The 22,078-nt window shown below is 68.4% G+C and carries 21 protein-coding genes; 16 read left to right on the top strand and 5 right to left on the bottom strand.

Going from position 1 to position 22,078, the window contains the following annotated elements; translation table 11 throughout:
- Positions 1-61 precede the first annotated feature (61 nt).
- The 5 genes from K8P10_RS07070 to K8P10_RS07090 all read left to right on the top strand — a co-directional run bounded on the left by K8P10_RS07070 (position 62) and on the right by K8P10_RS07090 (position 6,778).
- Complete coding sequence (locus tag K8P10_RS07070) at positions 62-1,693, top strand: TIGR04028 family ABC transporter substrate-binding protein (protein WP_224781093.1); 1,632 nt, start codon at positions 62-64, stop codon at positions 1,691-1,693.
- Positions 1,690-2,769, top strand: a complete 1,080-nt coding sequence (locus K8P10_RS07075) for an ABC transporter permease (protein ID WP_224781094.1) — start codon at positions 1,690-1,692, stop codon at positions 2,767-2,769. The genes K8P10_RS07070 and K8P10_RS07075 overlap by 4 nt, the downstream gene beginning before the upstream one ends.
- Positions 2,766-3,650 (top strand): ABC transporter permease, encoded by an 885-nt coding sequence (locus tag K8P10_RS07080; RefSeq protein WP_224781095.1) that lies wholly within the window; start codon positions 2,766-2,768, stop codon positions 3,648-3,650. The genes K8P10_RS07075 and K8P10_RS07080 overlap by 4 nt, the downstream gene beginning before the upstream one ends.
- Positions 3,647-5,338: an ABC transporter ATP-binding protein gene (locus K8P10_RS07085; protein WP_224781096.1), complete on the top strand. Its 1,692-nt coding sequence runs from the start codon at positions 3,647-3,649 to the stop codon at positions 5,336-5,338. Before K8P10_RS07080 ends, K8P10_RS07085 begins: the two co-directional genes overlap by 4 nt.
- An 81-nt stretch (positions 5,339-5,419) precedes the next feature.
- Positions 5,420-6,778 (top strand): alkylhydroperoxidase domain protein, encoded by a 1,359-nt coding sequence (locus K8P10_RS07090; protein WP_224781097.1) that lies wholly within the window; start codon positions 5,420-5,422, stop codon positions 6,776-6,778.
- A gap of 13 nt (positions 6,779-6,791) precedes the next feature.
- Here K8P10_RS07090 and K8P10_RS07095 read toward each other — a convergent pair whose 3' ends face one another.
- Positions 6,792-7,346 carry a dihydrofolate reductase family protein gene (locus tag K8P10_RS07095; protein WP_224781098.1) on the bottom strand — a complete coding sequence of 185 codons (555 nt, stop codon included), beginning with the start codon at positions 7,344-7,346 and terminating at the stop codon, positions 6,792-6,794.
- Positions 7,347-7,462: 116 nt separating this feature from the next.
- Positions 7,463-7,600 carry a hypothetical protein gene (locus tag K8P10_RS07100; RefSeq protein ID WP_224781099.1) on the bottom strand — a complete coding sequence of 46 codons (138 nt, stop codon included), beginning with the start codon at positions 7,598-7,600 and terminating at the stop codon, positions 7,463-7,465.
- A 243-nt stretch (positions 7,601-7,843) separates the two neighbouring features.
- On the opposite strand from K8P10_RS07100, the gene K8P10_RS07105 reads away from it, so the two are divergent.
- From K8P10_RS07105 to K8P10_RS07150, 10 genes are all read left to right on the top strand, one after another.
- The gene (locus K8P10_RS07105; protein WP_224781100.1) at positions 7,844-9,400 is read left to right on the top strand and encodes an HNH endonuclease signature motif containing protein; all 1,557 of its coding nucleotides are present in this window, start codon (positions 7,844-7,846) and stop codon (positions 9,398-9,400) included.
- A 207-nt stretch (positions 9,401-9,607) separates the two neighbouring features.
- Positions 9,608-10,690, top strand: a complete 1,083-nt coding sequence (locus K8P10_RS07110) for a YeeE/YedE family protein (RefSeq protein WP_224781101.1) — start codon at positions 9,608-9,610, stop codon at positions 10,688-10,690.
- Positions 10,691-10,737: 47 nt separating this feature from the next.
- Positions 10,738-10,965 (top strand): sulfurtransferase TusA family protein, encoded by a 228-nt coding sequence (locus K8P10_RS07115; RefSeq protein WP_224781102.1) that lies wholly within the window; start codon positions 10,738-10,740, stop codon positions 10,963-10,965.
- A 121-nt stretch (positions 10,966-11,086) separates the two neighbouring features.
- Positions 11,087-12,679 carry an AMP-binding protein gene (locus K8P10_RS07120; protein WP_224781103.1) on the top strand — a complete coding sequence of 531 codons (1,593 nt, stop codon included), beginning with the start codon at positions 11,087-11,089 and terminating at the stop codon, positions 12,677-12,679.
- A 115-nt stretch (positions 12,680-12,794) separates the two neighbouring features.
- Positions 12,795-13,166, top strand: coding sequence for a metalloregulator ArsR/SmtB family transcription factor (locus K8P10_RS07125; protein ID WP_224781104.1), 372 nt, complete (start codon positions 12,795-12,797; stop codon positions 13,164-13,166).
- Entirely contained in the window at positions 13,163-14,827 is a 1,665-nt protein-coding gene (locus K8P10_RS07130) for a SulP family inorganic anion transporter (protein ID WP_224781105.1), read from the top strand. The genes K8P10_RS07125 and K8P10_RS07130 overlap by 4 nt, the downstream gene beginning before the upstream one ends.
- A 478-nt stretch (positions 14,828-15,305) precedes the next feature.
- Entirely contained in the window at positions 15,306-15,773 is a 468-nt protein-coding gene (locus K8P10_RS07135) for a GNAT family N-acetyltransferase (RefSeq protein ID WP_224781233.1), read from the top strand.
- Positions 15,760-15,897 carry a hypothetical protein gene (locus K8P10_RS07140; protein WP_224781106.1) on the top strand — a complete coding sequence of 46 codons (138 nt, stop codon included), beginning with the start codon at positions 15,760-15,762 and terminating at the stop codon, positions 15,895-15,897. The genes K8P10_RS07135 and K8P10_RS07140 overlap by 14 nt, the downstream gene beginning before the upstream one ends.
- A gap of 15 nt (positions 15,898-15,912) precedes the next feature.
- Positions 15,913-17,256: an NAD(P)/FAD-dependent oxidoreductase gene (locus K8P10_RS07145; protein ID WP_224781107.1), complete on the top strand. Its 1,344-nt coding sequence runs from the start codon at positions 15,913-15,915 to the stop codon at positions 17,254-17,256.
- 59 nt (positions 17,257-17,315) lie between these two features.
- Complete coding sequence (locus tag K8P10_RS07150; protein WP_224781108.1) at positions 17,316-17,702, top strand: DUF1304 domain-containing protein; 387 nt, start codon at positions 17,316-17,318, stop codon at positions 17,700-17,702.
- 59 nt (positions 17,703-17,761) lie between these two features.
- Here the strand turns inward: K8P10_RS07150 and K8P10_RS07155 are convergent, their stop codons facing one another.
- From K8P10_RS07155 to K8P10_RS07165, 3 genes are all read right to left on the bottom strand, one after another.
- The gene (locus tag K8P10_RS07155; protein WP_224781109.1) at positions 17,762-18,148 is read right to left on the bottom strand and encodes a RidA family protein; all 387 of its coding nucleotides are present in this window, start codon (positions 18,146-18,148) and stop codon (positions 17,762-17,764) included.
- 65 nt (positions 18,149-18,213) lie between these two features.
- Positions 18,214-19,809, bottom strand: coding sequence for an amidohydrolase family protein (locus tag K8P10_RS07160; protein WP_224781110.1), 1,596 nt, complete (start codon positions 19,807-19,809; stop codon positions 18,214-18,216).
- Positions 19,806-21,152, bottom strand: a complete 1,347-nt coding sequence (locus K8P10_RS07165) for an MFS transporter (RefSeq protein ID WP_224781111.1) — start codon at positions 21,150-21,152, stop codon at positions 19,806-19,808. The genes K8P10_RS07160 and K8P10_RS07165 overlap by 4 nt, the downstream gene beginning before the upstream one ends.
- A 235-nt stretch (positions 21,153-21,387) precedes the next feature.
- On the opposite strand from K8P10_RS07165, the gene K8P10_RS07170 reads away from it, so the two are divergent.
- The gene (locus K8P10_RS07170) at positions 21,388-22,071 is read left to right on the top strand and encodes a transcriptional regulator (RefSeq protein ID WP_224781112.1); all 684 of its coding nucleotides are present in this window, start codon (positions 21,388-21,390) and stop codon (positions 22,069-22,071) included.
- The last annotated feature ends 7 nt before the right edge of the window (positions 22,072-22,078 follow it).

Below are 22,078 nucleotides of genomic sequence, written 5' to 3' on the forward strand. Positions count from 1 at the left end.
ACATATAAGAATAGCCTGCGTGCACCTGGAACGCACACATCGCACTCGGAGGAGAATCCCCATGAAGAAACGCCGGCTTGCCTGGATCGGTGCCATTGCGGCGACTGCAATCGCACTCACGGGTTGCTCGGGTGGTGGAGGATCCGAGGGCGAGGGCGAGGGCGGCACCCTGACCTACCTCGAGCCGCAGACGTGGATCACGCTGTACCCGCCGGCCGGCGGGTTCTACCCGAACGGCGGGGTGCTGAATCAGATCACCGACCGCCTTCTGTACCAGAACCCCGAGACCCTCGAGCTCGAGCCGTGGATCGCGGAGGAGCTGCCCGAGGTGAACGAGGATGCGACGGAGTACACGTTCACGCTCCGCGAGGGCGTCACCTACTCCGACGGGACCCCGCTCGACGCCGAGAACGTCGTGAAGAACTTCGACCTGTTCGGGAAGGGCGACCCCGATCGCGCCCTCCCGGTCTCCGAAGCGATCAACAACTACGACCACGGCGAGGTCGTCGACGAGCGCACCGTGAAGTTCTTCTTCAACGACTCGTCACCGGGATTCGCGCAGGCCGTCTCGACGATCAACTCGGGTCTCGTCTCGAACGACACTCTCGATCGCACGAGCGAGGAGTTCGGCCCGGGCAACGCCGCCGACATCATCGGCTCGGGGCCGTTCGTGGTCGCCGATGAGGAGATCGGCAGCGAGCTCAACCTCACGACGCGCGAGGACTACGACTGGGCTCCGCCGTCGCGCGAGCACCAGGGTGCGGCGCAGATCGACGGCGTCGACTTCGTCGTGGCCGGCGAGGCGAGCGTGCGCGTCGGCACCGTGACCTCGGGTCAGGCGGACATCGCGCGCACCATTCCCGCGCCTGACGAGGGCCAGTTCGAGGCCGACGGGCTCGAGCTCGTCGCGGCGGCGACCAACGGTGTGAACAACGGTCTCAATCTCCGTTTCGGTCACCCGCTGCTCCAGGACATCAAGGTGCGGCAGGCGATCATCGCAGGCGTGGACCGTCAGGAGATCATCGACACGCTCTTCACCGACAGCTACCCGCTCGCGACCGGAGTTCTCGCGAAGACCGCACTCGGCTACACCGACACCTCGTCGGCGTACGAGTACGACCCCGACCGGGCGAACGAGCTGCTCGACGAGGCGGGCTGGGAGACCGGGTCCGACGGAATCCGCGAGAAGGACGGCGAGCGCCTGGTGCTCACCTTCAACGAGGCGCTGCCGCAGCCGCGCTCGAAGGAGGTCGTGACGCTCATCCAGGAGCAGCTCGCCAAGGTGGGCATCGGCGTCGAGATCTTCCCGGGCGACCAGGTCGCGCAGGATGAGGCGCAGCGCAGCCTCGACACGATCCAGGTCTTCCACTCGATGGTCGGCCGCGCCGACTTCGACGTGCTCAAGTCGCAGTACTTCTCGGGCAACCGCAACGCGCTCGTGAACCTGAACCCCGACACCGACGAGATCTTCGACCAGGAGCTCGACGACCAGCTCGCCGAGATCGCGTCCGTGCCGACCACGGAGGAGCGCGAGGCGGCCTCGGCGGCGGCCCAGAAGCGCCTGACGGATCAGGCCTACGTGCTCCCGCTCTTCGAGGAGCCCCAGGTGTACGGTCTGCGCAGTGAGGTGCAGGGCTTCATGACCGAGTCCATCGGCAGGCCCTCGTTCTACGAAGTCACGCTCGGGCAGTGACTCCGCTCGCCCTGTTGCGTCGTGTAGGCCAGGCAGTCCTCGTACTGTTCCTGGCCTACACGGCTGCGTACATCCTTCTCGCGGCGCTGCCTGGCGACGCGATCATGGCGCGCTACGGGGCGCCGGAGCTCGGACTCACGAACGAGCAGATCGCGGAGATCCGGGCGTCGTACGGCGTCGATCGGCCGCTCGTGCTCCGCTACCTCGATTCCATCTGGGCGTTCGTGCGCGGGGACTTCGGCTACTCCGTGCAGAGCGGGGCGAAGGTATCCGATCTGCTCGCCGAGTCCCTGCCCTCAAGCCTCACGCTGGCGGCGGTGGCCCTGGTCGGCTCGGTGTTCCTCGCCGTCGTCATCGCGTTCACCGCGAGCTACGGCAAGGGCGTGTGGCTGCGCCGTCTCTTCCGGAACATCCCGCCGTTCTTCATCTCGCTGCCGGTCTTCTGGGTCGGCATCATGCTCATCCAGGTCGTCTCGTTCCAGCTCGGGCTGATCCCGGTGATCGGCGCGAGCGAGGTCGAGTCGCTCGTGCTGCCGGCATTGACGCTCATGGTGCCGATCGCGGCACCGCTCGCCCAGGTCTTCCTGCGCAGCATCGACGAGGTGCGAGAGCAGCCGTTCGTCGCCGTCGCGAAGGCGCGAGGGGCGAGCACGAGCTGGCTGCTCTGGCGCAACGTCGCCCCGAACGCGCTACTGCCGGTCATGACGATGGCTGGCCTGCTCTTCGGCGAGCTGATCGGCGGCGCGATCGTCACAGAGGCCGTGTTCGGTCGCACGGGCGTCGGCAACCTCACGGCGCAGGCCGTGGCGAACCGCGATACGCCCGTGCTGCTCGCGGTCGTGGTCATCGCGACGGTCATGTTCGTGACGATCAACCTCATCGTCGACCTGCTGTACCCCGTGCTCGACGCGCGCCTCCGCCAGCGGAGCGGCGGGGGTTCCGGATCCGCGGTCCCCGTCATCGCCACCGCAGCAGAGGCGGGCCCGACCGCCGCTGACACCGGTGCCACCGCCACCCAGGCCGGCCCGCACATCGGCCCGCACACCGGCCCGCACAACGAAGGGGGACCGCGATGACCGCCGTCGATCTCACGCGCGGCTCACGGGCCTCGGGCTCGGGGTTCGACTCGCGGCTCGCCCGCGTGTGGCGCGCTGTGCGCCGTCCCGGTGTGCTCGTGCCGCTGCTGGTGCTCATCATCGCCCTGCTCTGGGCGGTCGCTCCAAGCCTGTTCACCTCGCTCAGCCCGACCGAGACCGTCGGGCCCGCGCTGCAGGGCCCGAGCGCGCAGCACTGGTTCGGTACCGATGCGACGGGCCGTGATCTCTTCTCCCGCGTCGTCTACGGCGCATCAGAGTCGATCTCGGCCGCCGTGCTGGCGGTGCTCGTCGGCCTGGTGTTCGGTTCGCTCATCGGCGTCATCGCCGGCGCGGTGGGTGGCGGCGTCGACGAGGCGCTCATGCGGTTCGTGGATGTGCTCCTCGCGATCCCGACGCTGCTGCTCTCGCTCAGCATCGTGATCCTGCTCGGCTTCGGCACCGCCAATGCGGCAATCGCCGTGGGTGTCACCTCGATCGCGGTCTTCGCGCGGCTGTCGCGCTCCCAGGTCGTGAGCGTCCGCGCGAGCGAGTATGTCGAGGCAGCCTACGGCTCGGGCGGTACCTTCTGGACCGTGCTGGGCCGCCACGTCCTGCCGAACTCCCTCACGCCGGTGATCGCGCTTGCGGCACTGCAGCTCGGATCCGCGATCCTGCAGATCTCGACGCTCGGCTTCCTGGGCTACGGTGCACCGCCGCCGACGCCGGAGTGGGGATTGCTCATCGCCGAGGGACGCAATTACGTGGCGACCGCCTGGTGGCTCACGACCCTCCCAGGACTCGTCGTGGTGATCATCGTGCTCTCCACGAACCGCCTGAGCCAGGCCATCGGATCGGACGACCGCAGCGGAGGCAGACGATGAACGCCGGCACGACGGGAGCCGCGCAGCCGCTCCTCAGCATCCGCGACCTTGCGGTCCAGTACCGCACCGGCCGCGGTGCCGTCGACGCGGTCCGCGGCGTGAGTTTCGACGTCGCACCAGGCGAGGTCACGGCGGTGGTGGGCGAGTCAGGATCGGGCAAGACCACCATCGCCCAGTCCGCGATCGGCCTGCTCGCCTCCAACGGCACCATCGCCGGCGGCAGCATCACCCTCAACGAGCGACGGCTCGGCACCACGGAGCTCGTCGGGCTGCCCGAACGGCGCTGGCGCGACCTCCGCGGACTCTGCATCGGACTGATCCCTCAGGATCCGGGCAACTCCCTCAACCCCGTGCAGTCCATCGGCAAGTCGATCAGCGAGTCGCTCCGCATCCACGGCCGCCCGAGCCGCGACGAGGTGCGCGACCGCGTGCACGCCCTGCTCGAGCAGGTCGGCATCGACGACCCGATCAAGCGGGCGAAGCAGTACCCGCACGAGTTCTCCGGTGGCATGCGGCAGCGCGTGCTCATCGCGGCGGCGATCGCGAACAGCCCCGAGCTGATCATCGCCGATGAACCGACGTCGGCACTCGACGTCACGGTGCAGCGGACCGTGCTCGACCTGCTGGATCGCCTGCGCGAGGAGACCGGCACGAGCATCCTCTTCATCACGCACGACCTCGCCGTCGCGGCGGATCGCGCCGACACCGTCGTGGTCATGCGCGGCGGTGAGGTGCAGGAGACGGGGCCGAGCGCCCGGGTGCTCGCGCGCCCACAGTCCGCCTACACGCAGCAGCTCATGCAGGACGCGCCTTCATTCGGTCACGCGAGAGTGCGGGAGCGCGCCGCCTCGCCCTCTGGCTCCGATGCTGCGCCGTCTGACTCCGATGCGGCGGCCGCCGCTCCTCTCCTGGAGGTCAGGGGTCTGCGGCAGGAATTCGGGCGTGGCCCCGACCCCTTCGTCGCGGTCGACGACGTCTCGTTCACGGTTCCGCGGGGCACGACGCACGCGATCGTCGGCGAGTCGGGGTCGGGCAAGACCACGACGGGTCGCGCCATCGCGGGCTTCTCGCGGCCGACGTCCGGATCGATCCGCGTCGACGACCTCGAAGTGACGGGCCTCAAGGGGCGCGAGCTCCGGGAGTTCCGACGGAAGACCCAGATGGTCTACCAGAACCCGTACGGCTCGCTCGATCCGCGGCAGACGCTCGGTCAGACGCTCGCGGAACCGCTCCGCAACTTCGGCATCGGATCGCGCAGCGCACGTTCGGCGCGCGTCGCCGAGGTCCTCCAGCGCGTGGCGCTTCCCGTCGAGTACGCGCATCGCCGACCGCGAGAGCTCTCGGGTGGCCAGCGGCAGCGCGTCGCGATCGCGCGAGCGCTCATCCTCGAGCCAGAGCTCGTCGTGCTCGACGAGGCCGTCTCGGCGCTCGATGTGACGGTGCAGGCCCAGATCTTGCGCCTGCTCGCCGAGCTGCAGACCGAGCTGGGTCTCACGTACGTGTTCATCTCCCACGACCTCGCCGTCGTCAGGCAGATCTCCGACACCGTGTCGGTGCTGCAGCGCGGACGTCAGGTCGAGCACGGCGAGACCGAGCGCGTCTTCACCCGCGCGGAGCACCCCTACACGCAACGCCTCATCGACGCGATCCCCGGACGCTCGCTCGCATCGGGCCACTGGGTCATCTGAGCGCGTCGCCACCTCGCACGTTCACCGAACACCGCCACCCGCCGTCGTCTCCCGACATCGCCACCCGACAAGGAGCACCTCATGACCAGCACGGACGCAGCCTCGACCGAGACAGCGGTCGACACCGACATCATCGATGCCCTCGCCGGGATCGGCGCGGGTGATGCGCTCGACACCGCAAGGCGGCGTCGTCATGACGCCCGCGAGCATGCGCAGGGTTCGTTCGCCGCGCTGTTCGTGCCCGATGACACGGCGGAGGTGTCGCTCGCCGAGCGTGCGGCCGTGGCCCTGTTCGTCGCGAGACTGCACGGACAGGAGGCGGCCATCGCCTTCTACGGTGCACTCCTGCGCGAGACCGGCCGCGATCTCGGGGCCGGAGCTGGGGATGCGCTCGAGCCGCTCATCGTGGCGGAGGCCGCGCGTGCGTCAGGCGAGGGTCCTTTCGGAGCGTTCCGCGCGGAGAATGCGCCCGAGAGCACATCGGGGCCCGAGTATCGGGTCTCCTCGGTCGATGCCGCCTACGCCCTCGGGGACCGGCTCGCGGCGGCGCTCGAGCACGCGCACCTGCTGGTGCTGCACCCGCGCGACGCGAGCCGCGAGGCACTCGGATCGCTCCTCGACGCCGGCTGGAGCACCACCGGGGTCGTCACGCTATCGCAGCTCATCTCGTTCCTGACCTTCCAGCTGCGGGTCGTGCACGGGCTCGGGGCGGTGGGCGCTGCCGGTGCCGTGGCGACCTCGGACCGGGCGGAGGAGTTTGCCAGGCTTGCCGCTTCCGTTGCACGCGCCGCCGAGGGCCGGGTCGTCGCCGCGGGCGGATCCGCGACGACACCGCCGGTGCCGGCCACCGAGACGCTGCCGCAGCCGCCGCGCGTCACCGAACCCGCGCGTTTCACCCAGGATCAGCTCGGCTGGAAGCCGTGGCTTGAACCGCTGGCGGCTGCGGACTTCACGGAGCGTCACTACACGGCGCTCGTCGAGCGCGAGCGCGTGCACATGCCGTACTTCCGGCTGCTCGCGCGCGACCCTGAAGCGCTGCTCGAGCGGACGCTGACCGACCTCGACATCTTCCATAACCCCGACGCCGGCCTGCCGCGCGGGGAGCGCGAGCTCGCTGCCGCGGCCGCATCGCGATTCAACGGGTGCGTCTTCTGCGCGTCGGTCCACGCGCGCGCCGCGAGCGAGAACGAGCTCTCGCGCGACGACGTGCAGCGTCTCCTCGACGAGGGCGTGTCGGCACGGATCTCACCGCGGCTCGATGCGCTGGTCGACGCGACGGTCGCGCTGACGGCCACGCCGATCCGGTTCGATGCCACCCACCTCGAGGCCCTGCGTGCGGTGGGGCTCGATGAACTCTCGCAGCTCGACGCGATCCAGGCCGGAGCCTTCTTCAACTGGGCCAATCGACTCATGCTGTCGCTGGGGGAGCCGAGCATCTGAGAGTTCGGCCGGCTCAGCGCCTCGATGCGTAGCGGGTCGCCACCGCGCCCGAGGCGAACTCCGTCCTCCCGAGCGGTTCGAGGTCGAGTGGCTCGGTGAGGCCGCCGAAGAGGTACGGGCCGTGTCCGGCGATGCGCGGGTGAACGATGAACTCGTACTCGTCGATGAGGTCGTGGGCGGCCAAGAGGGTCGGCAGCGTGACGCCGCCGACGTAGATCCCGGTCCCCGGCTCGTCCTTGAGCGCTCTGACGGCCACGATGATGTCAGTTGCGGTGCCGGTAATGAGCTCGGCATTCCAGTCGACGGCGTCGAGCGTGTTGGAGACCACGTGCTTGCGTGCAGCATCGATCGTGCGGGCGAACGGCTGCGTCCAATCAGGCATCTCATCCGACGCCGGCGGTCGCCAGGCGCTCTCCATGAGCTGGTAGGTGACCCGTCCGAAGAGCAGTGCGTCCGCCCGTGCGATCGTCGCCTCGGCGTGCTGATGCATCTCGACGTTCGGAACGATCGCCGTGTGATCGACGCAGCCGTCCTGGGTGACGTTGATGGAGTATCTGAGCGGGCGCATGCGTCATCATAACTCGCGTTCTGGCGTCAGCGCATCGGGCTATGTCGTTGTCCATATCACTGTGCCAGGGTGGGCGGTGGTGCGAATACATTCGGCGATACTCGCAGGTGTCTGGATTAGAGAAAGAGCTGGTCGATTGCTGGAACGCCGATTCCCGTCGCCCCTTCTCTGAAGAAGAGAATGTATGCCGCGATGCCGAGCATCACCACTACGACGGCGAGTGCGGACAGGGCCTGCTTGTTCTGCGCATCCACCCGTGCATTGTGATTATCGATGCGCACTTCAACCGGACACTTCGTCCCGGCGCGATGGCGAGTAGTTGGGCAGCTGTCCTGATATTGACACACGTTGCTTACTGTATGGTTCGATTCGCTCTTGGGGAAGCTGTGGGGGGCTACGTAGCTGCCGGACGGGGCTTTCGTGACGCAAGACTTCGCCATCTGTGGAACTTCTCGAAAAGAGTCGAACGTGTATTCGAATTATGGGATAATGGAGGCATGCAGCAGACGCCCCAGTCGCATCACCGGACGGCCCGCCACGGCGAGGCTGGCCCGGTCGGCGAGGTGGGCGGGCGGGCTGGGCGTGATCGCGATCAGGGGTTCGCGCCGCCCCGTCGCGCGCCCCGGGGAAGGGAACCGCGACTGCCGTTCTCCGATGCGACAGCTCGGGCTGCGCTGGCGGAGATCGTCGAAGGGCTCCAGTCGATTCGTGCGACCCGAGACCGGCTTGATGCGGAGGAAGCGAGGCTTCTCGAGTGGGCTAGTCGTCTCGCAGACGCCGAGGCTGCGCAGATGTCGAGCGGAAACGAACACGAGATCGCGCATCGCACGGCCAATGCCGAACTCGCGGCCGCGGTACAACTGAGCGATCGCACCGTCGAGCGGCGAGTGGCGCAGTCCGTCAGTCTGGTGCGCGATTTCCCTGGAGTGCACGAAGCGCTCGCGAATGGTCGAGTCGATCGGCCTCGGGCAGTGGCCATCTGCGAAGCCGGTGGGATCGTGCCCCAGGGGCAACGTCGAGAGCGATATGAAGAGGAAGCGCTCAGGTATGCGGAGGCGGAATCTGTCAACCGCGTCAGGCCGCACGTCGCGCAGCTCGCCGAGCGCTTCACTGACCGATCGATCGACGAGCGGCACACCGAAGCCCACGAGGGTCGCGGTGTCACCGTGACTCCGCTCTCCGACGGTATGGCTCTCCTGCAAGCGGTCCTCTCGGCTCGTGACGCAAAGACGGTTCACGCCCGCCTGACGCAGTGCGCGCGTGAACTGCGCGTGACGCAATTCGCCGCTCATGAAGCAGGGGAGGCGCTCCCTCAGGATCCCCGAACCGTCGATCAACGACGCGCCGACGCCCTCGTCGAGATCGTCGCGGGTTGGAACCCGAGTGAGCTGGAAACGCGCCCCGACCCGCCGTTTCAGGCCAAAGTGCAAGTCACGGTACCGGTGTCGAAGCTTCACGGGGTTGGCGCCCCCGCCGACTCGGGCGTGCCCGTGGCCCGCGACGCCTCGGCGGACGCTGGCGTCCTCGCCGGATTCGGGCCGATCGATACGGAGAGCGCTCGCTGGTTCGCGGCGATCGCCGATCACTGGGACATTCTGAAGGTCGACGACGAGCGGGGTGAGGTCCTCGAGGTGGAGCGGTACCGGCCCTCGGAGCGCATGCGACGACGACTCGCGGCTCGAGACCTGCACTGCCGGTTCCCCGGGTGCCGTGTTCCCGCCGTGGGATGCGACCTCGACCACACCGTCGACGCCGCACTCGGCGGCCGCACCGCCACCGACAACCTCGCCCACCTCTGTCGCTGGCATCACACCCTGAAGCATCACTCCCCATGGCGAGTGGAGCAACGCCCAGGTGGGGTGCTCGAGTGGACCAGCCCCACCGGCCGCACATACCAGGATCGACCGGCGAGTCGCGTGCGCTTCCGTCGCGCGGGGCGAGACTCGGAAGAGGACTCCTGCATCGACGCCGGCGTACGCAAGCGAGCACGGGCGAGAATGCGGTCGCTCTCGGAGTCTGCGCGTCACGGGAACCAAGACCCGCACCCGTTCTGAGGCACGAGTCTGCCCGCCCGCGACGGAATGTCTCGCGTCTGCCGGCCCCGCCTCCTTGGCCCAGCTGGGGTCCGCACCTGGCCAGCTGGGGCCCGCACCTGCCCGGTTGGAGCCCGGGCCTGGCCAGCTACGCCCGCACCACTCATTCGCTGTAATAATGGGTCACATTGCTTGAAGTTGGGTGTGGGGTGCTGATTGCCTGGCACGATGATTCTTTCCGGCCTCCTCCTCGGAACCGTGCTCGGCTTCGTCTTCCAGCGCGGACGCTTCTGCGTCACCGGCGCGTTCCGCGACATCTTCACCCTTCGCAGCACGCGCTGGCTCACCGCCTTCATGGTGGTCGTCGCGGTGCAATCGATCGGCGTCTTCGCGCTCGACCTGTTCGGAGTGATCTCGCTGCAGAGCGGCACCTTCCCGTGGCTCGGCACGATCCTCGGCGGCTTCATCTTCGGATTCGCGATCGTGCTCGCAGGCGGGTGCGCCACCGGCACCTACTACCGCGCTGGTGAGGGACTGGTCGGATCCTGGCTCGCCCTCATCTTCTACATCGCCGGGGCCGCCGCCTTCCGCTTCGGCCCGCTCGCCGGGACCACCGACGCGGTGCGGTCAGTGGAGACGGCCAACGGGAGCTTCCACGAGACCCTCGGGGTGAACCCGTGGATCCTGGTGCTGCTGCTGGGCGTCGGCGTCGGGATCGCCGTTCTGCGTCACCTCGCCCGCGAGCGCCGTGTGACCAAAGTCCGACTTCCCGCATCGAAGACCGGGCTCGCCCACCTGCTCACGGAGAAGCCGTGGCACCCCTTCGTCACCGCCGTCATCATCGGACTCATCGCCACCGCAGCGTGGCCGCTCTCTTGGGCCACGGGGCGGGAGTCGGGTCTCGGCATCACCGGCCCGTCCGCGAACATCGGCGTCTTCCTCGGAAACGGCGACATGCAGCTCGTCGACTGGGGAGTGATGCTGGTCCTCGGGCTCCTGATCGGCTCCTTCATCGCGGCGAAGGCGTCCGGCGAATTCAAGATTCGCGTACCCGACGCACGGACCGCCGTTCGCTCGATCATCGGCGGAACACTCATGGGGTGGGGTGCCGCATGGGCCGGCGGGTGCACCATCGGCAACGCCATGGTGAACACCGCGACGTTCAGCTTCCAAGGGTGGACCGCCCTCGTCTTCATGATCATCGGAACGGGTGTCGCGACCCGCATCTTCATCATGAACCACCAGCGTGCGGGTGGCAGCGCCCGACCGCTCACGACTCCGGCGCCGACGCCAGCCGCGGTATCCGGCTGAACTCGCCGAACCGGTTCACACCCATCCACCTCGAAAGGAACCTCACCATGACCAAACACATCCTCGAAACCGTCGGCCAGGTCTGCCCCTTCCCGCTCGTGGAAGCCAAGCGAGCGATTGCGGAGATCCCGGTCGGCGACGAGCTCGTCATCGACTTCGACTGCACCCAGGCGACCGACTCGCTGCCCCAGTGGGCCGCGGAGAACGGGTACCCCGTCACCGAGTTCGTGAAGCGCGGCCCGGCCGAGTGGTCGATCACCGTGCAGAGGGTCTAGAGGCTGGCCCCTCGTCGCCACTGATCGCAGGTCGATGTCTACAGACGATCTTGACCTCCGATGCGGTCGTGGCAGACTGATCCCCTCGCGACGCGCGGGACAGCGGATCAAAGGAGACCCAGTGTTCAGAAGCCCCTATCCGGACGTGCACATTCCCCACGAGAGCGTCTACGAGTATCTGTTCGGATCGCTCGAACCGGAGGATGCCGGTCGGGTCGCGTTGATCGACCCGGCTACCGGGAACGAGACGACCTTCGGCGAACTGCGCGGACAGGTCGACGGGTTCGCGGGAGCTCTGGCGGCCCGGGATGTCGGCGTGGGGTCGGTGGTCGCCGTGCTCTGCCCGAACGTGCCGGCGTTCGCGACGGTGTTCCACGGGGTGCTTCGGGCCGGTGCGACCATCACAACCATCAACTCGCTCTACACCGCCCATGAAATCGGCGAGCAGATCACCAGCGCCTCGGCGAGCTGGTTGGTGACGGTGGGGCCGCTGCTGCCGCAGGCGGCCGAAGCTGCAGCGGCGGTCGGGCTGCCCGCTGAGCGCATCATCGTGCTCGACGGGGTCGACGGGTACCCGAGCCTGCGAGAACTGCTCGCCGAACGGTACCCGGCACCCGAGGTCGAGTTCGATCCGGCTGAGCACCTCGCAGTACTGCCGTACTCGTCGGGAACCACCGGTGTTCCGAAGGGCGTCATGCTCACGCACCGCAACCTGGTCGCGAACGTGGCGCAGTGCCGTGAACTCATCGTGCTGTCGCCAGAGGACCGGGTGCTCGCGGTGCTGCCGTTCTTCCACATCTACGGCATGACCGTGCTCTTGAATCTCGCGCTCCGCCAGCGCGCGAGTCTGGTGACGATGCCGAAATTCGACCTGCAAGCGTACCTGTCGCACATTCAGACCTACGGCTGCACGTTCCTGTTCGTCGCCCCGCCGATCGCGGTGGCGTTGGCGAAGCACCCGCTCGTCGACGAGTTCGACATCTCGTCGGTGCACACCGTCCTGTCGGGGGCGGCCCCGCTCGACGGTGCGACCGCCGAAGCCGCGGCGAAACGACTGCACACCCGGGTGATTCAGGGATACGGCATGAGCGAACTCAGCCCGGTGTCGCACGCCACTCCGGCCGATCGCGCGGACATCCCGGCCAGCTCGATCGGTGTGATCGTTCCGAACATCACCTGCAAGCTCATCGACATCGACTCCGGGGAGGAGATTCTCGGCGTCGAAGAGGGCGAGGATCAATCGCGTCCTGGCGAGCTCTGGGTGGCAGGACCCAACGTGATGACCGGCTACCTCAACAACGCCGAGGCCACCACTGAGACACTCGATGCGGAGGGATACCTCCACACCGGCGACATCGCGATCGTGCACAGCGGAGGGTACTTCTCGATCGTCGACCGGATGAAGGAGCTTATCAAGTACAAGGGCTACCAGATCGCGCCAGCGGAACTGGAAGCGCTGCTCCTCAGCCACCCGGGGATCCGCGACGCCGCGGTGATCGGCGTGCTGGACGACGACCAGCAGGAGATCCCTAAAGCCTTCATCGTTGCAGCGGAGGGCGCGGAGCTCAGTGCAGACGATGTGATGTCGTACGTCGCGGAGCACGTGGCGCCGCACAAGAAGGTCAGGCGCGTCGAGTTCATCGACGAGATTCCGAAGTCGGCCGCCGGGAAGATCCTGCGGAAGGACCTCCGGTCGCGGGACGCCGCTCGCTGACGTCGACGCCAGCGGGGCCGAGAATGTCGACGTGCCGTCCGATATGATGACTTCATCAAGTCGTTGAATCGCACGGGTGCGCCGTGGCGACCACGGCCGGCGGGAGGAGTGGACGGTGCTCGGTTTGACAGAGCGGCCCCTGTACGAGATCAAGGCGAACCTTTTCAAGGGGCTCGCGCATCCGTATCGCATCCGTGTGCTGGAGATCCTCGCGGGCGGCGAGGAAGTGCCGGTGGCGACGCTGCTGGCGGAAACGGGACTCGAGGCATCCCACCTCTCGCAACACCTCTCGGTACTGCGACGTCACCGCCTGGTCGCATCGGAGCGACGAGCGAGCACCGTTTACTACCGGCTGGCGTTCCCCGAGGTCGCCGATCTCCTGCGTGTGGCGCGGGCCCTACTGACCGACATCCTCGAGTCGTCTCGCGGGCAGCTCGCCACCGTCGACGAGCTGCCCGCGATCGCGGTCGGGCCGGAGCACCGGTGAGGCGGCTCGCCGCCGCCACCGCGACGCTGCTGCCGAGCCGCGCCGACTATGCGGGGCTGCGGCGGACGTGGCGCGGTGACGTCGCAGCGGGTGTCACGGTCGGGATCGTCGCCCTGCCTCTGGCGCTCGCGTTCGGCGTCAGCTCGGGAGTGGGAGCGGAGGCGGGTCTCATCACCGCGATCGTCGCGGGGCTCGTCGCCGCGATCTTCGGCGGTTCGAACGTGCAGGTCTCCGGACCGACCGGCGCGATGGTGGTGGTGCTCGCCCCGATCGTGGCGCAGCACGGCGCGGGTGCGGTCGCGATCGTCAGCGTCATGGCGGGGATCATCGTGCTGATCGGCGGTGTCCTCAGGCTCGGGCGCACCGTGAGCGTGATCCCGTGGCCCGTGATCGAGGGGTTCACGGTCGGCATCGGCATCATCATCTTCCTGCAGCAGGTGCCCGCTGCGGTCGGGGTCACCGGGTCCGGATCCGGGCACAGCACCAACGCACTCGTCGCCGCCCTGCAGGCCGTCTCGGAAGCTTCCTGGCCCGCAGCGCTCCTCCCGATCGCCGCGGTGCTCGTCGTCGCCGCGACCATGCTGGTGCTGGCACGGGTCGACGGGCGAATTCCGGGGTCGTTCATCGCGATCGTCGTGGTGACCCTCGCGGTCGTGGTCTCCGGCGCGCCGCTCGCACTGATCGGTACGCTGCCGAGCGAGCTGCCTCCGCCCAGCGTTCCGGCATTGGACCCCGGCACTGTGACGCAGTTGATCGGGCCGGCGTTCGCGGTGGCGGCCCTGGCGGCGATCGAGTCGCTGCTCTCCGCCCGCGTCGCCGGTTCACTGGCGAACACCGGTCCCGTGAACGGTGACCGCGAACTCGTCGGGCAGGGACTCGCCTCGATCGCCTCCGGATTCTTCGGCGGCATGCCGGCGACCGGCGCCATCGCCCGCACGGCAGTGAACGTGCGATCCGGGGGTCGGACGCGGGTCGCCGCGATCGTGCACGCCCTCGCTCTGCTGGGCGTGGTCGCGATCGCCGCCGATGTCGTGTCGCTGATCCCGCTCGCCGCGCTGTCAGGCGTGCTCATGGTGACTGCGGCGCGCATGGTCTCGCTGTCGGTCGTGCGCCGGATCCTGCGCTCCACTTGGGCGGACGCGGGCGTGTTCATCATCACGGCGGTCATCACCGTGAGCTTCGACCTGATCCTCGCGGTCGGCATCGGCATCGCCGTCGCCGCCTTCTTCGCGTTGCGGGCGCTCAGCCGGACGAGCGGGGTGCTGCGCGAACGGCTGCCAGGCGCGCCGGTGCCCGGTGACGAGCGGATCGCCCTGTTCAAGATCGTGGGCGCCCTCTTCTTCGGAGCGGCTGACCGGATCGTCGAACAGATCGAGGCGCACCGCGGCGTCGACGTCGTGATCCTCCGCCTCTCGCAGCTCCAGGTGATCGACGCCACGGGTGGTCACACCCTCGGCGAGGTGGTCGCAGCGCTCGAGCGGCGAGGCGTGACGGTGATCATCAAGGGGGTGCAGGATCAGCACCTGCCGATCCTCGAACGCATGGGCGTGATCGATGCGCTCAGACACCCGCAGCATCTCTTCGCCGAACTCACTCCCGCGGTCGCTCATGCCCGCTCGCATATCGCGCGTGCGGCGGCGGCAGAGCGCGTCGTATCCTGAGCGCATGAGAGTGGGAGCCGTGCCGAGACACCTCCGCATCGCACTGGCGTGGACGGCGGGGTTCAACCTCGCGTCAGCGCTGGTCGGAATGGCGGGGCTCACGTTCGGCGGCGGGATGGGGATTCCGCTGGAGTGGATCGCCGGTACGGTCTTCACCTCCTACGTCTGGCCGGGCATCATTCTCGGATGCTTCGTCGGCGGCACCCAGGCACTCGCGTGCGTGGGGCAGTGGCGCCGATTCCATCTCGCTTGGGGACTGCACGCCACAGCGGGTCTGACGATGATGATCTGGATCTTCATCGAGATCGCGATCATGCTCGTCTGGTCTCCGCTGCACGGCATCTACTTCGCGACGGGTCTCGTGCAGACCGTGCTCGCGATCCTCGCGCTCGGCGCCTGGCCGCGCCCGTTCTTCGCGCGCGAGCCGGGACGCAGTACGTGCACGCAAGCGCGGCCGTCGCAGGATTCTCGGGGCGAGATTGCGGTGCGGGAGGCGGCCGCGGACGACGCCGCGCGGCTCGGCGGCCTGCTCGCCGACTTCAATGCGGAGTTTGAGACGCCCACGCCGTCAGCTGCCGAGCTCGCGTCGCAATTCCGTTCGATTCTGGCTGAGCGCTCCGTGATCGCGCTGCTCGCCGAGGGGCGGGACGGCGGGCGGCCCGTCGGATTCGCGCTGCTCACGCTCCGACCGACCCCGTACTTCGACGGACCGCTCGCGCAACTCGAGGAACTGTATGTGGTCCCGGCGCTCCGCGACCGAGGCATCGGCACGGCGCTGCTCGTCGCCGCGGTCGAGGGAGTGCGCGCTCGCGGGTCTCGCGAAATGCACATCGGGGTGGACGAGATTGACACCGACACCCGTCGCTTCTACGAGCGGCACGGTTTCGTGGACCGGGATCCGGGGCAGGATTCCCGGATGCTGCTGTATCTGCGTGAGCTGGACTGAGACGATCATCGTCTGCCAGCCCCACCCCACTCCTGGGCGTTCCGGTCTCGATGTCCGTGGGGAGGATATCGCTTTCCTCGACGTGCAGCACGGCGGCACGAGCGGCCCCGCGGTGTTCAGCTGAGCGGTACCCTGAAGCATGGCTCAGACACAGGTTGACCGAGAGTTCGACACCGTCGTGATCGGCGCGGGCGTCGCCGGACTGACGGCGGCGAGACTGCTCGCTCGAGCGGGGCAGCGCGTCGTCGTCCTCGAGGCGCGCGATCGGATCGGCGGTCGACTGCACACGGAACGCGCGGGCGGCTCCGCCACCGATCTCGGGGCGTCATGGATCCACGGGGTCGACAACAACCCGCTCGCCGACGCTGTGGAGGCGTTCGGCCTCCGGACGCTCGAGTTCACGGTCGGGAGCTATCAGCCGGACGGGCGTCCGATCGCGTACTACGGCCCCGAGGGGCAACGGCTCGACCCGTTCGAGAGCCAGGCATTCGCCGCCGACGTGCACGCTTTCGATGAGGTGCTGGCGGGTGCGGTCGCGCGGGCCGAAGCCGGGAGCTCCTACAGCGACGCCCTGGAGGCGGCGCTGCGTGAACTCGCCTGGGACGCTGAGCGCGCCGAGCGCGTGCGGGAGTTCGTCCGCCACCGCTCCGAAGAGCAGTACGGGGTGAGCGCTGACCTGCTCGACGCCCACGGTCTCGACGACGACGCCATCGAGGGTGATGAAGTCGTCTTCCCCGACGGGTACGACGAGCTCGCTACCCGACTGGCTGACGGTATCGACGTCAGGCTCCTCCGCGAGGTGCGGTGCGTCGAGTGGCATGAGGGCGGTGCGACGGTCCACACGGACGGTGAGACGTTCGTCGTTGCGCGCGCGATCGTGACGGTGCCGGTCGGCGTGCTGCGATCCGGCGACTTCGCATTCGAGCCACCGTTGCCCGAGCAGCACCGCGCCGCACTCGAGGGACTCGAGATGAACGCGTTCGAAAAGGTCTTCCTCCGGTTCCCCGAGCGGTTCTGGGATGCGAGTGTCTCCGTGATCCGGCGCCAGGGGTCCGCAGGGGAGTGGTGGCATTCCTGGTACGACCTCACCGAGGCGCACGGCGCCCCGACACTGCTGACCTTCGCCGCTGGGCCCGCGGCGATCGCGACCCGTGCCTGGAGCGACGCTCGCATCGCCGACTCCGTGCTCGCCGCGCTGCGTGAGCTGTACGGGGACGCGGTCGCGGATCCGGAATCGATCACCGTGACCCGGTGGCAGGATGACCCGTTCGCCCGCGGGGCCTATGCCTACAAGGCGGTGGGCGCGCGGACCGAGGATCGCGAGACGCTCGCGGACCCCCTGGGCTCTGGCGCCCTGCACCTCTCCGGCGAGGCGACATGGGCGGAGGATCCGGCGACGGTCACCGGCGCGCTCTGCTCAGGGCATCGAGTCGCCGAGCGCGTGCTCGGGCGCGAGGTGCGCTTCGCCGAGCTCTGGGAGTGAGGTCGGGGCCTGTGCTGTCGCGCTGACCTGACGGTGCCAGGGGAGCATATGCTGGGACCATGATCATCGCCGGACTGGTGCTGACCGGGCTCGCCGCCCTGGTGCACGTCTACATCTTCTTCCTCGAATCGTTCGCCTGGACCTCGCCGCGCGGGCGGGCGACGTTCGGTACAACGGAGGCGGAGGCCGCGGCGACGCGCGAACTCGCCTTCAACCAGGGGTTCTACAACCTGTTCCTCGCGATCGCGGTCTTCGCCGGGATCGTCGCGTTCATCGTCGGGAGCACCGCCGTCGGAGCAGCACTCGTGTTCGTCGGTGCGGGGTCGATGGTCGCCGCGAGCCTGGTCCTGCTGCTCTCGAGCCCCGAGAAGCGCGGGGCGGCCCTCAAGCAGGGCGTGATCCCTGCCCTCGGCGTCATCGCGCTCGCGGTCGGTCTCGCGGTGTGAGGTGACGCACGAACGCCCGGGTCGCCCGCGCTCAGCGGGGCCCGGGCGTTCGTGTGTGGTTATGCGCTGACGCGCGCGACGAGGTCGATCTCGACGAGGATGTTCGCGAGCTGCGACCCCACCGTCGTGCGGACCGGGTACGGCTCCGAGAAGAACTCGCGGTACGCCGTGTTGAACTCGTCGAAGTTCGCGAGGTCGGAGAGGTGTACCGTCACCTTCAGTGCGTCGTCGAGGGTGGCGCCGTGCTGGGAGAGCACTGCCTGCACGTTGCGGAGGGTCTGACGGGTCTGATCCGCCACGTTGTCCGCCTTCTCACCGGTCTGTGGATCCTGGGGGCCGAAGCCCGCAGTGAAGAGCAGGTCGCCGCTCAGGATCCCCTGGCTGTAGGGGCCCGCCGGCTGGGGGGCGTCGCTCGTGTGGATCGCCTGCTTGGTCACGTTGGTCATGTGTTCTCCCTCTCGTGGTGACTGGATGGTGGATGGTCAGGTCGGGTCTGTGTGGTCGGGTCTGATCAGCTCAGCGGTGGCAGGTGGCGCGCGTCAGCGCGGATCCCGCCTCCCGGGCGGGCACCCGTGAGCTGTCCGTTCGCGAGCACGGGCCGGCCGGCGACGAGCACGTCGTCGATGCCCACGGCGAGCCCCCTCGGCTCCGCGTAGGTCGCCGTGTCGCGCACGTGTTCGGGGTCGATGATCGCGATGTCGGCGATGCTGCCGGGTCGGAGTCTACCGCGGTCGCCGAGGTGGAACCGATCCGCCGGCCCCGTGGACAGGTGATGCGCGGCCTCGGCCCAGGTCAGGAACTCGCGTTCCCTGACGTAGGTCGCGAGGTACGTCGCGAAGGTGCCGCGAGCCCGCGGGTGCGGGTGGGAGCCGATGAAGATCCCGTCGGATCCGCCGAGGTGCGCGGGGTGGGCGATGAGGCGCCCGAGATCCTCGACGGGCCGCTGATCCCGCACCGCCATGATGGCGTTCGCGTTCAGACGCGAAGCGGCGAGCACGTCGAGAGCCGCATCGATGGCGTCGGTGGCGCGCGCCTCTGCGATCTCTGCGAGGGTCTTTCCGTGCGCCCAGGCCCACTCCGCGGCGACGGTGTGCGCGACCGTGATGAGTTCTGGCCACTCGGGCCCCAGGCTCGGATTCAGTGCCACGCGGGGGAACCACTCGCGTCGCAGGCGTTCACGCTCGGCGGGATCCTGCAGGGCCGCGACGGTGTCGTCGACCGGCGCGACGTTCCACTCGGGAGGGAGCATCGTCATGCCGAGGATCGAGCAGCCGCGCGTGTAGGGGTAGGCGTCGAAGGTGGCGCTCACCCCGCGCTCGGCGAGCCAGGACATGAGGCGCCAGGCCTCATCCGCTGAGGTGTGGAAGTGCGAGATGTGCACGGGCACGCCGGCGGTGAGGCCGATGCGGGCCACCTCGTCGACGCCGAACTCCGCGTTGTCCTCGTAGCCGCCCCGCATGTGCGTGACGTAGGGGAGTTGCGCATCCGACAGCGGCGCGCAGAGCGCTGCGATCTCCTCGGCATCGGCGAACAGGCCGGGAACGTAGTCCAGGCCCGTCGACAAACCGACGGCGCCATCGGCGATGCCCGCGCGCACGAGTTCCGCCATGCGTGCGCGTTCGTCGGCGGTGGCGGGGCGCTGGGCGGAGCCCATGACCTCGTGGCGCACGGTGCCCGCCGGGATCACGTAGGCGACGCCCAACGGGATCTCGCCGTCGTAGGTGCGGAGCAGGTCTGCGACGCTGGACCCCCGATACGTCGGGTGCGGCCCGTTGATGGCGGCGAAGTACTCGGTCGCGTACCGGCCATCGCCAGGCGCGTACGAGACGCCGTCCTGCCCGCCGATGACCGTCGTGATTCCCTGGCGGAGGAGCGCGAGTTGCACTTCGGGGTCGAAGACCGCGCCCTCGGCGTGCGCGTGCGCGTCGATGAATCCCGGCATCACGAGCCGCCCGGACGCGTCGATCACGGTGAGGTCGTCGCCCGTGGCCGAGAGGTCTGCGGAGATCGCCGCGATCCGCTCGCCCTCGACGAGCACGTCCGCCCGCACGGGAGCGGTGGACTCGCCGTCGACGACGAGTCCACCGCTGATGAGTACCCGAGTCACTTGCCGTCCAGCTTCAGCTCGTGGATGCGGCCCGCGTTCTCGGTCGCCGGGCGAATCGTCGCCGCCGCGGTGGTGACAGCGCCGATGATGCAGATCACGCCGGCGTACAGCGCCATCGGCCAGAATGCGCCGCTCGCCCAGCCGACCAGCGCTGTAGCGATGAGGGGCGCCAGTCCGCCGCCGAGGGTGTTCGACAGCTGGTAGCCGATGTTCACGCCGGTGATGCGCTGCTCGACGTCGAACATCTCGGTGAGCATGGTGTGGAGGGTGCCCTGCATGGCGATGCCGGGAATCACGAAGCCGATGATCATGCCGAGCCAGATGAGCCACTGGTTGTGGGTCTCATAGAGCATGAATGCCGGCCAGATGAGGATCGCGAAGCCGATGCAGCCGGCGATGTACACGGTGCGCCGTCCGAGCTTGTCGGAGAGCGCGCCGTAGGCCGGCGCGACGAAGATCTGCAGGAACCCGACGATCATGGTGCCGATGAAGCCCACCTGCGCCGGAGTGCCCGATGCCACGATGAACGCGAGCCCGTACGTGAGCACCAGGTAGCCCGCGATCGACTGGGGGAGGCCGATGAGGATTCCGAGGATGGTGTTCTTCGGGTGCCGGAACACCTCGATGAGCGGCGACTTCGGCTTCACGCCCTGCACCTGCAGGGTCTTCGTGTGCGTCTTGAACTCCTCGGACTCCTCGAGCTTGCTGCGGAGCAGGATCGCGATGATCGCGAGCACGAGGGCGAACCAGAAGGGAATGCGCCAGCCCCACGTCATGAAGAACGACTCGGGGCCTGCACCGAGCGCGGACATGGCGCCGGCCGAGGCGAGGTTCGCGATACCGGCGCCCGAGATGAGGAACGCGCCGAAGAGACCGCGCCGCTTCGGCGGTGCGTGCTCGACGACGATCGTGGCGGCTCCGCCCATCTCGCCGCCGACGAACAGGCCCTGGAACGAGCGCAGCACGATGAGGAGGATCGGGGCGGTCGCGCCGATCATCGCCTCGGGCGGGATGAGGCCGATCGCCGCGGTGGTGAGGCCCATTCCGATGACGGTGATGAGCAGCGCCGGCTTCCGGCCCATGCGGTCACCGATGTAACCGAAGACGATGCCGCCGAGCGGGCGGAAGAAGAAGCCGACGGCAAAGGTGCCGAAGGAGTAGATCTGCGCCAGGAACGGATCGTTGGAGGCGAAGAAGATCGCGGGGAACACGGCGGCCGCCGCGAGACCGTAGAGGTAGTAGTCGAAGTACTCCATGAGGGTGCCGATGGACCCTCCGGCGACCGCGCGCTTCTGCTGCTTCGTGAGGGCGGGCTTCTTCTCCGCCTGCCGCGCACCGCTCATGCGAGCGACTCCGTTCGACGTGACGCAGTGCGTGTTCGTGTGATCTTCACCGGGGCCTCCTCGGGTGACCGCTGCGATGCGGCCGAACTGACTCAGGGGTGGGCGCCGGTCTGCAGCGACCGGCAGCAACAAGCTAGCACGAGATTAACAGGGTTTCTAGATGCTTGCCAGAAATTATGGATACAGATTGTGAGTGGCATGACACAATGAAGAGTCAGACAGATCGGAGAGCCCAGTGACCAGCCTGATGCCCGCGAGCGACACCACTTTCGCCGATATCGAGGAGGCCCATCGCACCCTCGAGCCGGTGATGCACGCCATCGCCGGTGTCGTCGGCGACCACTGCGAGATCGTGCTTCACGACCTCAGCGCAGGCGACTTGGACCACTCGGTCTACGCGATCGTCAACGGTCACGTGAGCGGCAGAAGTGTCGGCGGCCCGTCGACGAACCTGGGCGTCGAGGTGCTCCGCGACCCGGATGCCGACCACAACGCGTTCGGTTACCGCGGCCGTACGTCGGACGGTCGAGAGCTCATCAGCTCGTCGGTGTACTACCGGAACCCCGAGGGGCGCATCATCGCCGCCTTCTGCATCAACCTCGACCTGACGCCGATGCAGACCGCGGCGAACGCCATCGCCGCACTGCTGCCAGGCGCGGAGACAGCGGTGAGCGCGGTCCCGCACGAGCTCGTCGGCCCCGACGTCTCCAGTGTGCTCGACGACATGATCTCCGAAGCGATCGCCATGGTGGGCAAACCGGCGCCTGGCATGAGCAAGGCGGATCGCATCGAGGTGCTGCGCCTGCTCGAGGCGCGCGGTGCCTTCCACATCAAGCGGGCGGCCGACAAGGTTTCTGCGCGCCTCGGGGTCTCCAGGGTCACCGTTTACGGGTACCTCGACGAGGTGCGTCGCGGATAGGTGCGCG

The organism is Leucobacter sp. Psy1 (assembly GCF_020096995.1).
Lineage (GTDB): Bacteria > Actinomycetota > Actinomycetes > Actinomycetales > Microbacteriaceae > Leucobacter.